Origin of the sequence: Flavobacterium sp. KS-LB2 (assembly GCF_036895565.1) — a bacterium.
Classification (GTDB): domain Bacteria; phylum Bacteroidota; class Bacteroidia; order Flavobacteriales; family Flavobacteriaceae; genus Flavobacterium.
In genome coordinates, this window is record NZ_CP145904.1 from 2,438,326 (window position 1) to 2,452,956 (window position 14,631).

Here is a 14,631-nt window from a genome sequence, read left to right on the forward strand (position 1 = left end):
ATTTATAAAAATTAATCACTAATTTGTTATAAATATTTAACAAAAACAATTGGTATAACATTTCGCTCAAAATTCTCGTGTTTACGGCTCAAATTTCATTTTGTTTTTGTCGAAAAACCAAATCAGATGCACTTAAATCTTATTATTGTGATTTATTTAACCTTTTTCTATTATAACTGTAAAAACAAGGCGTTTTTAACTTTTAAGCCTATTATATATTAGTAAATCTTTAATTTTGTGAAAAAAATATTAAGCATGAAAGTTAAAGAACAAGGCCTTTATTTGCCCGAATTTGAACACGACAATTGCGGAGCAGGATTCATTTGTAATTTAAATGGAATTAAATCAAATGACATAATACACAAAGCACTGGACATTCTAATCAAACTAGAACATCGTGGTGCTGTGAGTTCAGATGGCAGAACAGGAGATGGAGCTGGAATATTATTTGATATCCCTCATGATTTTTTTAAGAAAGTATGTGATTTTGAAATTCCAGAAGCAAGACAATATGCTGTAGGAATGGTTTTTATGCCAAAAAGTCCCAACCAAGTAGCTTTTTGCGAAACAACTTTTGAAGCATCAGTGCGCGATCAAAATTTAGAAATTCTAGGATGGAGAGATGTTCCTGTGGATGTTTCTAATTTAGGTCAAATCGCTGCTGAAAAGGAACCCACTGTAAAACAAGTATTTGTTGGTAAAAATGGATTAGATCTTACCGAACAACAATTTAACGCCAAAATGTTTGCGGCAAGAAAAATTGCTGAACACACCATCAGAAATTCAAGAATTTCAGAAAGCCACAGATTCTATTTTTCAAGTTTCTCCACTACAACTATTATATACAAAGGTTTGTTGATGCCGGAAGACATCAGCAGATACTATACTGATTTGTTAGACGATGACTTGGTAACCAGATTAGCTTTGGTTCACCAACGTTTTTCTACCAATACATTTCCATCTTGGGAATTAGCACAACCTTTCCGTTATATGTGTCACAATGGTGAAATCAATACACTTCGTGGTAATATTAGCCGTATGCGTGCTCGTGAAGAATTGATGAAAAGTGATGTTTTTGGTGATGATATCAAAAAATTATTCCCAATTATTTTAGAAGGAAAATCAGATTCTGCTTCAATGGATATGGTAATTGAACTGTTGTTAATGACAGGTCGTTCTTTGCCGGAAGCAATGATGATGGTCGTTCCTGAAGCTTGGGAAAAACACCAGACGATGTCAGCCGATAAAAAAGCCTTCTATGAATACAACGCTTGCATCATGGAGCCTTGGGATGGCCCAGCCTCAATACCTTTTACAGATGGTAATGTTATTGGCGCTTTATTGGATAGAAATGGATTGCGTCCTTCCCGTTATACTTTGACTAAAAGTGGTTTCGTAATTATGTCTTCAGAAATTGGTGTTCTTGACATCAAACCAGAAGACGTGATTCAACATGGTCGTTTAGAGCCTGGAAAAATGTTTTTGGTTGACATGAATGAAGGTCGTATCATTGAAGATGATGAGATCAAAAATGCTATTGTTACTAAACGCCCTTACAAACAATGGTTAGATGAAAATTTATTGCAATTAGCACAAATTCCGTATACTGACAATCCAATTCCTGTAGAAAATATTGATTTTGAAACCAGACAACGTTTGTTTGGCTACACGCTAGAGGATTTAAAAACAATTATAAACCCAATGGGAGCTGAAGGTGCAGAAGCATTAAGTTCTATGGGGAACGATACACCACTAGCCGTTTTGTCAGATCAGCCACAACTTTTATACAACTATTTCAAGCAATTATTTGCTCAGGTTACTAATCCTCCATTGGATGGTATTCGTGAAGAAATCATTACTGATATCAGTTTAGCGATTGGTGGAGACTATAATATTTTTGACATTGTACCAAAACATTGTAAGAAATTAAAAATACAAAATCCAGTTATTTCAAACGAAGATTTAGATAAAATAAGAAACATTGATCATGCTGATTTCAAATCAGTCACTATTTCTACCTTGTATGAAATCAAAAAAGGAGTAAACGGATTGGAACGCGCTATGGAAAAAGCAGTACAAGCGACTTTCAAAGCAGTTTCTGAAGGTTGTAATATTGTAATTCTTTCAGATAGAGGAGTAAGTGAAAAAATGGCTCCAATACCAATGTTATTGGCGTGTTCTTACATTCATCATTCGCTTAACATTCTAAAAGTTCGTTCTAAATTTGGAATCATAATAGAATCTGCTGAGCCCCGTGAACCACACCATTTTGCCTTACTATTTGGTTATGGTGCTAGTGCTATTAACCCATACATGGTAAATGAAATTATTCATAACCAAGTAAACGAAGGTTTTATCACTAGTGTAAAAGCTGATTATGCCATTAAAAATTATAATAAAGCTATTGCAAAAGGGATTCTGAAAATCATGAATAAAATTGGTATCTCTACTTTACATTCGTACAGAGCGGCACAAATTTTTGAAATTTTAGGGTTAAATAAAACATTCACTTCTAAATATTTTCCATATACTCCTTCCAGAATTGAAGGAATTGGTTTAATGGAAGTCGAAAAAGAAATCAAAAAAAGATATCAGAAAGCATTTCCAAATTCAAAAGTCAGCAATTTACTGCCTTTAGAAATTGGAGGTATTTACAGATGGAGAAGATCAGGAGAAAAACACATGTTTAATCCAACGACGATTTCTAAACTACAACAAGCAGTACGTTTAAACAGTCCTGAGAGTTATAAAGAATATTCAAAAATGGTCAATGATCAAAGTGAAAACTTGATGACCATTAGAGGTTTATTTGAATTCAATAACTTAGATCCTATTTCAATTGACGAAGTGGAACCTTGGACTGAAATTGTAAAAAAATTCAAAACAGGAGCCATGTCTTATGGATCTATCAGCCAGGAAGCTCATGAAAATCTTGCAATTGCAATGAACAGAATTGGCGGAAAAAGTAATTCTGGAGAAGGTGGAGAAGATCCAAAACGTTTCCAAAAAGACTTAAATGGAGATTCCAGAAATAGTGCTATTAAACAAGTAGCTTCTGGAAGATTTGGGGTTTCTATCAACTATTTGACAAACGCCAAAGAGATACAAATAAAAATGGCTCAAGGTGCAAAACCTGGAGAAGGTGGTCAATTACCAGGCGAAAAAGTGGTGCCTTGGATTGCTGAAGTAAGAAATTCTACACCTTATGTTGGATTAATTTCACCGCCGCCACACCACGATATTTATTCTATTGAGGATTTATCACAATTAATTTTTGATTTAAAAAATGCCAATCGTGAAGCTCGAATTAATGTAAAATTAGTTTCTGAAGTGGGTGTTGGAACTATCGCTGCCGGTGTTGCTAAAGCAAAAGCCGACGTGATTTTGATTTCAGGATACGATGGAGGAACTGGAGCTGCACCATTAACTTCACTACAACATACTGGTATTCCTTGGGAACTTGGATTAGCCGAAGCGCAACAAACATTAATCTTAAATGATTTAAGAAGTCGCGTAGTTTTAGAATGTGACGGACAATTGAAAACAGGTCGTGATGTAGCTATCGCTGCTTTACTTGGAGCTGAGGAATTTGGTTTTGCAACCGCTCCTTTAGTAGCATCTGGTTGTATTATGATGAGAGCGTGTCACTTGAACACTTGTCCAGTTGGTATCGCAACACAAGATCCTGAATTGAGAAAAAATTTCAAAGGAACACCTGAACACATCATCAACTTCATGTATTTTATTGCTGAGGAGTTGAGAGAAATCATGGCTCAACTTGGCTTTAGAACATTAAAAGAAATGGTTGGACAATCTCAAAAATTGAATGTCAATAAAGCCATCAAGCATTATAAAGCAAGTGGATTAGATTTGTCTACCATTTTATATAAACCAGAAAAAGCCAAAGAAGTTCCTAATCACAACACAACAACGCAAGACCATGCTTTAGAACATGTACTTGATTTTGATATTATCAAAGCTGCAATTCCTTCTATTTATAGAAAAGAAAAAACAAGAGTTACGTTTGATATTAAGAATACAGATCGTTCTGTTGGTGCTATGTTGAGTAATGAGATTTCAAAAATATATGGTGCACAAGGTTTACCTGAGGACACCATATTAGTTGATTTTACAGGTTCTGCAGGACAAAGTTTTGGTGCTTTTGCAACCAATGGTCTCTCTTTCAAAATACATGGAAATTGTAATGATTATCTAGGAAAAGGACTTTCAGGCGGTAAATTGATTATCAAAGTCCCACCTACGGCTACATTTAAACCAGAAGAAAATATAATCATAGGTAACGTGGCTCTTTACGGAGCGATTACAGGTGAAGCTTACATCAATGGTATGGCTGGAGAGCGTTTTTGTGTTAGAAATTCGGGAGCAACAGCAGTTGTAGAAGGAATTGGAGATCATGGTTGCGAATATATGACTGGAGGAACTGTCGTTGTTTTAGGAAAAACAGGAAGAAATTTTGCTGCTGGAATGAGTGGTGGAATTGCTTATGTTTTTGATCCAAATAAAAAATTCGACGCTACATTGTGCAATATGGAAATGGTCGCTTTTGAAGCATTGGAAGACGATGACTTTACTAAACTGAGACGTTTAATAAAAAATCATTCGTTGTACACTAGCAGTCCTTTGGCAAAAAGGATTTTAGAAGATTGGGAAAACCAACGCAATCATTTTATCAAAGTAATGCCTACTGATTACAAAAAAGCGTTACAGCGATTAGCCGAAGAAAAAAAAATTGAAGAACTAATAGCACTATAGTCATGGGAAAGATAGGAGGATTTAAAGAATACACTAGAACCGACGAAAGTAATGTTGCTGTTCCAGAAAGAGTATCGAATTATAATGAATTTACAATTCCGTTAACCAAAGAAAAAATCAAAGAACAAGGATCCAGATGTATGGATTGTGGAATTCCATTTTGCCATAGCGCCTGCCCTTTAGGAAATTTAATTCCTGATTTTAATGACATGGTACATCAGGAAGAATGGGAAAGTGCTTTAAAAATATTGCAATCAACCAATAATTTTCCCGAATTTACAGGTCGTTTATGCCCTGCACCATGTGAAAAATCATGTGTTTTAGGAATTATAAGCGAGCCAGTAGCTATCGAAAATATTGAAAAAAATATCATCGAAAGAGGCTTTGCCGAAGGTTGGATAAAACCACAACCACCAGAAGTTAGAACAGGAAAAACAGTGGCTGTAATAGGGTCTGGTCCTGCTGGCTTAGCGGCTGCACAACAATTAAATCGTGCAGGACATACTGTTACGGTTTTTGAAAGAGATAATGCCATTGGTGGATTACTACGTTATGGAATTCCCAATTTCAAATTGGAAAAAGGAATTATCGACAGACGTGTTGCTGTTTTAGAAGCTGAAGGAATTACTTTTAAAACGAATGTAAATGTTGGCGTAAACTATAGTGTTGAAGAATTAAATTCTTTTGATTCTATCGTATTATGTGGTGGCGCAACCGAACGAAGAAGTTTACCTACTAAAGGAATAGAAAGTAAGGGAGTTGTTCAAGCAATGACTTTCTTGACACAACAAACGAAATCTTTATATGGTGAGGAAATTCATGATCAAATAATGGCGACAGGCAAAGATGTGATCGTTATTGGTGGTGGAGATACAGGTTCAGATTGTATTGGAACTTCAAACAGACACGGTGCAAAATCAGTTACTAATTTTGAAATTTTACCAAAACCACCAGTTGGAAGAAGTGAAACTACTCCTTGGCCATTTTGGCCATTGCAACTAAAAACATCCTCTTCACATGAAGAAGGTTGTAATAGAAACTGGCTAATCAATACCAAAGAATTTATTGCTAATGAAAGCGGCCAACTTGTTGGTTTAAAAACCGTTGAAGTGGCTTGGAAAATGACACCTGGACAAAGACCTGAATTGATAGAAAAAGAAGGTTCAGAAAAAATCTGGCCTTGTGATTTAGCCTTATTGGCACTAGGATTTACAGGTCCGGAGAAAACACTAAGTGATCAATTAGGTATAGAAATTGATATGAGAAGCAATTATAAAGCAACTAATTATCAGACGAATGTTCCTCATATTTTTACTGCGGGTGATATGCGAAGAGGACAATCATTAATTGTATGGGCAATATCTGAAGGCCGTGAAGCTGCAAGAGAAGTCGATAAATATTTAATGGGTTACACCAATTTACCAACCAAGGGAAATGGCGATTTACCCAGCTTGTAGTTTTAAATAATAGTATAACCCTTGACAGAAAAATTTTTCAAGGGTTATTTTTTTTATAAAATTTCAAGTAAATGTTTAATTTATAACTTTTTGTTATATTTTGTTAGAATTCATTCATTAGCTTGTGGGACTAAATAAAGAGTAATAAATTTGCTCAAAATTAATAATCATGCAATCAAAAGACTTAGTACAATTAGCAGAACAATTTGGCAGTCCATTATACGTTTATGATGCCGAAAAAATACAATCTCAATACAATAGATTAACAAAAGCTTTTTCAAAGGTAGATAAGTTGCGCATCAATTATGCAATGAAGGCTTTGTCGAATATTGCTATACTTCAGTTATTGAAAGAAATGGGCTCAGGCTTAGATACTGTTTCCATTCAAGAAGTATTATTAGGACTTCATGCTGGCTATGATCCAGAAAAAATATTTTATACTCCAAATGGTGTTTCTCTTGAAGAAATTGAGGAAGTATCTGCAATGGGAGTTCAAATAAATATAGACAACTTATCCATATTAGAGCAATTTGGTACAAAATATCCAAATGTTCCAGTATGTATCCGTATAAATCCGCATGTAATGGCTGGAGGAAATGCAAATATATCTGTGGGTCATATCGATAGTAAATTTGGTATTTCGGTACACCAATTACCTCATTTAGTTCGCATTGTTGAGAATACAAAAATGAATATTGTAGGGATCCACATGCATACTGGTTCTGATATTTTGGATATCGAAGTATTTTTATATGCCGCTGAAATATTATTTGATGCAGCAAGGAACTTCAAAAATCTTGAATTTCTAGACTTCGGAAGTGGATTTAAAGTACCTTATAAGAAAGACGATATCGAAACTGACATTGAAGAATTAGGTAAAAAATTATCTAAAAGATTCAATGCCTTTTGTACCGAATATGGAAAAGAATTAACCTTGATATTTGAACCAGGGAAGTTTTTAGTAAGTGAAGCCGGTTTCTTTTTGGCTAAAGTAAATGTCGTTAAACAAACTACTTCAACAGTTTTCGCAGGAATAGACAGTGGTTTTAATCATTTAATTAGACCAATGTTTTATGGTTCACAACATCATATCGAAAATATATCTCATCCCAAAGGGAAAGAACGCTTTTACTCCGTAGTAGGATACATTTGCGAAACTGATACTTTTGCCAATAATAGAAAAATTGCAGAAATAAAAGAAGGTGATATTTTATCTTTTAGAAATGCAGGAGCGTATTGCTTCTCCATGGCTTCCAATTATAACTCGAGATACAAGCCCGCCGAGGTTTTGTGGATGAATGGTGAAGGACATTTAATCAGAGCACATGAAACCTTTGAAGATATTCTTAAAAATCAAATTCCGTTACCAGTTGCTGTAACAACATCATAATCTAAATAATCCCATTTGCAACTGTAAATGGGATTATTTTTTAGATACCAAAACCAATCTCTTTATAATATTTTTTATTCCAAAAAATAATCAATCCTTAACATATTCAGTAAAAGAGTTTCTTTACTTTTGAAATTCTTACAAAAAAACTCAAACGAATGAATAGACGGAAATTTTTCAAGAACGGTTCTTTATTTGCTATTGGTGCTTCACTCTTAAATCCTTTTGAAGGTAATGCGAACGAGCTAGATTTTGACACTTTAAAAAAAAATAAAAAAGCTAAAAATATCATTGTAATCGTTAGTGACGGAATGAGCATTGGTACACTAAATATGGCTGACATCTATCTGAATAGAAAAACAGGTATAGGGAGTAATTGGATCCAATTGTATAAAGACAACAAAGTAACACGAGCATTGATGGACATGGCATCAGCTTCATCAATTGTTACAGATTCAGCTGCAGCAAGTTCTTCTTGGGGAAGTGGCTTTCGTGTCAAAAATGGCTCCTTAAATGTAGGCGTTAACGGAGAAGAATACCTTCCAATATGGCAAAAATTTAAAAAAGCAGGAAAAATGGCAGGATGTGTTACCACTGTTCCTATCACACATGCCACACCTGCGGGTTTTTGTATTGCTTCAAAAAGTAGAAACAGTCAGGAAAGTATTGCCGAAATGTATCTTGACTTGAAATTTGATATCATGATGGGTGGCGGAAATAACTATTTCTCCTCGGAAAGCCGTAAAGACAAACGTGATATGTACCACGAATTTTTAAAAAATGGATTTTCAGTTGTAAAAAATAAAGGTGAAATGTTGGCCTGTGATAACAGTAAACCAATACTTGGAGTGTTTTATAACGATGGCCTACCCTATTCCAAAGACAGAGAAAGTAGTAAAGAACTAACTGGAACCATTCCAACTTTAGCCGAAATGACGGAACGTGCCATTGCTAAAATGAAAAATCATCCTAACGGTTTTGTTTTACAAGTCGAAGCAGGAAAAGTAGACTGGGCAGCACATGGAAATGACATCGCTGGATTACTTTATGATCAAGTAGCTCATGATGAAGCCGTAAAAGTTGCTATTGATTTTGCTGAAAAAGACAAAAACACATTGGTAATCATCACTACAGATCATGGGAATGCAAATCCGGGAATTATCTATGGAAAAGAGGCCAATGAAAATTTTGATTCGATCCAAAATTACAAACAAACCAACGATTGGATTTTAAATGGAATTGGTCAAGAAACATCTGTATCACAAGTAATTGAAAGAATTGAATATGCCAATAAAACTATTTTAAAAGAAGATGAGGCAAAAGAAATTTTGAATTTTTATTCGAATATAAAATTGGAGGAAGGTCTTTATAATCCGAAACATCTGCCTTTCAAAGTATTAGCCGATATCCAAAAGAAACACAATTCAGTGGGTTGGATCAGTATGGATCATTCTGCAGATTATAGTGAGTTAGCAATATACGGACCCGGAAGTAATTTACTGAAACCTTTCATAAAAAACACCGACCTACATTATTTAATGCTAGAGGCCGCTGAAGTAGAAAATAAATTTTAGAAACAACCATAAAATTAAAAAACTCCTATCTTATTAAAAAGAGAGGAGTTTTTTATCGTTTAAAAAGATTTTAAATCAATTATTTTTTTTCCAAAAGCGTTTCCAATACTTCAGATTCCGTACCATTAGGAAATGGAATTTTCAACATTTGAGAAAGCGTCGGTGCTATTTGAGTTATGTGTTTTTTAGTGTGTAATTCTCCTTTTGGAACATGCCATCCATAAAAAAGTAACGGAACGTGTGTATCATAACTATTAGGTGAACCATGTGTAGTTCCTGTAGCTTGATATTCCATATAACCCGTTTTATCAAGCATTACAATATCGCCATTTTGTTTAGGATCATAACCTTTAGCAATAAAACTTAAGAAATAATCATCTCCTGACGAAGCTAAAATTTCCTCTTCAGTATACACTCTTTTAACTTGTTCTTGTGTCATCAAAAACTCTTTGAAACTTTGTTTTACTTTAGTTAATTCTAAACCTTTTTGTCTAATAGTTTCCTTATTAAAGAAAAGATTAAAGTTAGAATAATCTAATATCAAATCTGAACCAAATGTTTCGTTTGAATATTTTTTTAATGCCTCAACAATATCTTTAGAAGGAATATTTTTAACATTGTATTTGTTATCTTTTAAATAATTTGAATTCTCAGCTCCAGCGTGATCAGCAGTTAGAAAAAGTAAATAATTGTCCTTTCCAACGGTCTTGTCTAAATAGTTTAAAAACTGAGCTATCGTTTGATCTAAACGCAAATAAGTATCCTGCAACTCCATAGAACGAGGTCCAAAAGTATGTCCTACATAATCAGTGGAAGAAAAACTAACAGTAAGAAAATCAGTAATGTCATCTTTCCCTAAATCTTCTTTTTCAACAGCTTTCATTGCTAATTCCGCCAAAATATCATTCCCAAAAGGTGTAGTTCTCAAAACATCAGCTCCTTTGTCTTTGTATATTTTACTCAAATCATATGGGAAAACCGGAGCGTTAGCTTTATCTAATTTCCCTTCATACGGATTATCATCAGGAAGACTTTCATTATAAGTAGCTATGGGCTTCAATAAATTCCAACCTTTATTAATATAATTCATGTATCGTTTTTCTTGGTTAAATTCTGTAACCCAATTAGGTAATGCTGAACCATAAAAAGTACTTGAAATAAAAGCTCCAGTTTTACTATACCAAAATGCCCAATTTGCAAAATGACCCGCAGGCAAAATTGCACCACGATCTTTGATACTCATCCCAATTACTTTACCTTTAAAATTCGTTGCCATTCGCAATTCATCGGTAATGGTGGTACTTAACAAGTTTTTCGGAGACATTGCTCCTTCTTTTTCTGTACCATCACCTACTGTTCTAACAGATTCATCATCAGTACAATACATATCTTTCCCTATAGCTTTATTAAACCAATCATTTCCAACAATACCGTGTGTAGAAGGTGTGGTACCAGTATAAATACTTGCATGACCAGGAGCGGTATAGGTTGGTACATAATTATAATGCATATTGTGGAAAGTATATCCATTATTCATCAATCTTTTAAATCCATTTGCCGAAAAATCCTCTGAAAAACGATATAGATATTCCATTTTCATCTGATCTACCACTATACCTACCACTAATTTGGGGCGTTGTTGCGCTTGTGAGTTTAAAGACATAACAAATGTCAAAAACAAAATAATTCTTTTCATATTATACTTTTATAATTAAAACAAAAATACAACTTAAACTTTAATCAAACACCGAACAAACACTTCAGGATAATAAATTAATCCATTCTTAACTTCATTAAAAATATTTACGCAAAAATCAGTAAGCTATGCATGGATAGTTTTATAGCTATTTGAAATCGGTTATCTTTGAAAAATATTATAAAAGGAGAAATAATACCAGTTTAAAACTTGTAGAAATTAGAAAAAGAAGAATTATACTACTCAATAAACTAAAAATTATCCATAAACCTTACCATACACAAAAAATCCTGATCAGATTAATGATTATGATGTAAAAGAATCTTAAAAGCGTTTAGATTAAAATAAGCAAGACCAGCCGAAGCAATGGACTTACAGGGCTGAACCCGCTGTAAAACAAAAAATCCTCATCAACTAAATGATGAGGATTTAATAGAATCTGAAACTAGTTCAGATTAAAGAAAAGCGACTAGCCGAGGCAATGGTTATCACATCTAACCAATACAAAAAAATCCTCATCAAATAAATGATGAGGATTCTTCAAAGAAAGGCGACGACATACTCTCCCACATAACTGCAGTACCATCTGCGCAGGCGGGCTTAACTACTCTGTTCGGGATGGGAAGAGGTGAGCCCCGCCGCAATAACCACCTTAAGAGGTTATAATTGCTTTGGGCAATTATTGTAATGTTGTTTATATTGTATAATAAACATCAACTACATAATATCTTAACATACTGAGATAAAGAATATAAAAAATTTGATACTGAAACAAGTTCAGCATAAAGAAAGTTTCTCCCTCTCTCATCCTAGAATGAGAGAGGAAAAGCGTACATAAGCTTACGGGTTATTAGTACTACTCGACTATGACATTACTGCCTTTACATCTATAGCCTATCAACGTGGTCATCTCCCACGACCCTTAAAAGAAATCTCATCTTGTGGTGGGTTTCGCGCTTATATGCTTTCAGCGCTTATCCCTTCCAAACGTAGCTACTCTGCGATGCCACTGGCGTGACAACAGATACACTAGAGGTTTGTCCAATTCGGTCCTCTCGTACTAGAATCAGATCCACTCAAATTTCTTGCGCCCACAGTAGATAGAGACCGAACTGTCTCACGACGTTCTGAACCCAGCTCGCGTGCCACTTTAATGGGCGAACAGCCCAACCCTTGGGACCTTCTCCAGCCCCAGGATGTGACGAGCCGACATCGAGGTGCCAAACCCCCCCGTCGATATGAGCTCTTGGGGGAGATCAGCCTGTTATCCCCGGCGTACCTTTTATCCTTTGAGCGATGGCCCTTCCATGCGGAACCACCGGATCACTATGCTCTACTTTCGTACCTGATCGACCTGTATGTCTCTCAGTCAAGCTCCCTTATGCCATTGCACTCTACGCACGGTTACCAAGCGTACTGAGGGAACCTTTAGAAGCCTCCGTTACTCTTTTGGAGGCGACCACCCCAGTCAAACTACCCACCAAGCAATGTCCCCCCGATTGGGGGTTAGGCCTCAGACAAACAAAGGGTTGTATTTCAACAATGACTCCACAACGCCTAGCGACGCCACTTCACAGTCTCCAACCTATCCTACACATCATTTGTCCAAGGTCAATACTAAGCTATAGTAAAGGTGCACAGGGTCTTTTCGTCCCACTGCGGGTAAGCGGCATCTTCACCGCTACTACAATTTCACCGAGCTCATGGCTGAGACAGTGTCCAGATCGTTACACCATTCGTGCAGGTCGGAACTTACCCGACAAGGAATTTCGCTACCTTAGGACCGTTATAGTTACGGCCGCCGTTTACTGGGGCTTCAATTCAATGCTTCTCCGAAGATAACATCTCCTCTTAACCTTCCAGCACCGGGCAGGTGTCAGGCCCTATACTTCATCTTACGATTTTGCAGAGCCCTGTGTTTTTGATAAACAGTCGCCTGGACCTCTTCACTGCGGCCAGCATTGCTGCTGGCGACCCTTCTCCCGAAGTTACGGGTCTATTTTGCCTAATTCCTTAGCCATGAATCTCTCGAGCACCTTAGGATTCTCTCCTCGACTACCTGTGTCGGTTTGCGGTACGGGTACTTATTACCTGAAGTTTAGAGGTTTTTCTTGGAAGCCCTTAGGCGCACTATCTCTTTGTCCGAAGACTCCGAGTACTATCGTATTTCCCCAAGCCGCGTGGATTTGCCTGCGCAGCTTATAGGTAGGTACTTCAACGAACTATTCCGTCAGTTCGCGGCGCTTTCATCACTCCGTCACCCCATCACAGTAATAACTAGTACGGGAATATTAACCCGTTGTCCATCGACTGTCCCTTTCGGGTTCGCCTTAGGTCCCGACTAACCCACAGCTGATTAGCATAGCTGTGGAAACCTTAGTCTTTCGGTGTGCGGGTTTCTCGCCCGCATTATCGTTACTTATGCCTACATTTTCTTTTCTAACCAGTCCAGCATGCCTTACGACACACCTTCTACCCTGTTAGAATGCTCCCCTACCACTTGTAATAAATTACAAATCCATAGCTTCGGTAATATGTTTATGCCCGATTATTATCCATGCTCGTCCGCTCGACTAGTGAGCTGTTACGCACTCTTTAAATGAATGGCTGCTTCCAAGCCAACATCCTAGCTGTCTGGGCAGACAAACCTCGTTCTTTCAACTTAACATATATTTGGGGACCTTAGCTGATGGTCTGGGTTCTTTCCCTCTCGGACTTGGACCTTAGCACCCAAGCCCTCACTGTTATGAAACATTATATAGCATTCGGAGTTTGTCAGGAATTGGTAGGCGGTGAAGCCCCCGCATCCAATCAGTAGCTCTACCTCTATATAACTTTACGCATAACGCTGCACCTAAATGCATTTCGGGGAGTACGAGCTATTTCCGAGTTTGATTGGCCTTTCACCCCTACCCACAGGTCATCCGAAGACTTTTCAACGTCAACCGGTTCGGACCTCCACACTGTGTTACCAGCGCTTCATCCTGCCCATGGGTAGATCACACGGTTTCGCGTCTAACACTACTGACTAAAGCGCCCTATTCAGACTCGCTTTCGCTACGGATCCGTGGCTTAACCACTTATCCTTGCCAGCAACGTTAACTCGTAGGCTCATTATGCAAAAGGCACGCCGTCACCCCACGAAAGGGCTCCGACCGCTTGTAAGCGTATGGTTTCAGGATCTATTTCACTCCGTTATTCACGGTTCTTTTCACCTTTCCCTCACGGTACTGGTTCACTATCGGTCTCTCAGGAGTATTTAGCCTTAGCGGATGGTCCCGCCAAATTCAGACAGGGTTTCACGTGCCCCGCCCTACTCAGGATACCACTATCCTTTACACTTATTACTTATACGAGGCTATCACTCTCTATGGCTCTACTTTCCAGTAGATTCTAATTCTTTGTGCAAGAAATATCGTGGTCCTACAACCCCAACATTGCCGTAACAACATTGGTTTGGGCTAATCCGCGTTCGCTCGCCACTACTTACGGAATCACTTTTGTTTTCTTCTCCTCCGCCTACTTAGATGTTTCAGTTCAGCGGGTTTGCCCACCTATCGGTGTACTATGTCTTCAACATAGTGGGTTGCCCCATTCAGGTATTTACGGATCGTATCGTGTGTGCCAATCCCCGTAACTTTTCGCAGCTTATCACGCCTTTCATCGCCTCTGAGAGCCAAGGCATCCCCCATACGCCCTTATTTTGCTTATTGTACCAATCATTCAATTATGAATGACCGT

General features: G+C 37.0%; 5 protein-coding genes and 2 rRNA genes. 4 read left to right on the top strand and 3 right to left on the bottom strand.

Annotated features, from left to right (window positions below; translation table 11 throughout):
• Positions 1-255 precede the first annotated feature (255 nt).
• The 4 genes from gltB to V5J73_RS10400 all read left to right on the top strand — a co-directional run bounded on the left by gltB (position 256) and on the right by V5J73_RS10400 (position 9,194).
• Positions 256-4,773, top strand: a complete 4,518-nt coding sequence (gene gltB / locus V5J73_RS10385) for a glutamate synthase large subunit (RefSeq protein WP_338645674.1) — start codon at positions 256-258, stop codon at positions 4,771-4,773.
• Positions 4,774-4,775: 2 nt separating this feature from the next.
• The gene (locus V5J73_RS10390; protein WP_338645675.1) at positions 4,776-6,230 is read left to right on the top strand and encodes a glutamate synthase subunit beta; all 1,455 of its coding nucleotides are present in this window, start codon (positions 4,776-4,778) and stop codon (positions 6,228-6,230) included.
• 169 nt (positions 6,231-6,399) lie between these two features.
• Complete coding sequence (lysA, locus tag V5J73_RS10395; protein WP_338645676.1) at positions 6,400-7,620, top strand: diaminopimelate decarboxylase; 1,221 nt, start codon at positions 6,400-6,402, stop codon at positions 7,618-7,620.
• 158 nt (positions 7,621-7,778) lie between these two features.
• On the top strand, positions 7,779-9,194 hold the full coding sequence (locus V5J73_RS10400; protein WP_338645678.1) for an alkaline phosphatase: 1,416 nt from the start codon (positions 7,779-7,781) through the stop codon (positions 9,192-9,194).
• A 79-nt stretch (positions 9,195-9,273) separates the two neighbouring features.
• Here V5J73_RS10400 and pafA read toward each other — a convergent pair whose 3' ends face one another.
• From pafA to V5J73_RS10415, 3 genes are all read right to left on the bottom strand, one after another.
• Positions 9,274-10,890, bottom strand: a complete 1,617-nt coding sequence (gene pafA, locus V5J73_RS10405; protein ID WP_338645680.1) for an alkaline phosphatase PafA — start codon at positions 10,888-10,890, stop codon at positions 9,274-9,276.
• A 545-nt stretch (positions 10,891-11,435) separates the two neighbouring features.
• Positions 11,436-11,545, bottom strand: a 5S ribosomal RNA gene (rrf, locus tag V5J73_RS10410).
• A 175-nt stretch (positions 11,546-11,720) separates the two neighbouring features.
• Positions 11,721-14,603: ribosomal RNA gene (locus tag V5J73_RS10415) — 23S ribosomal RNA — on the bottom strand.
• Positions 14,604-14,631: the final 28 nt, after the last annotated feature.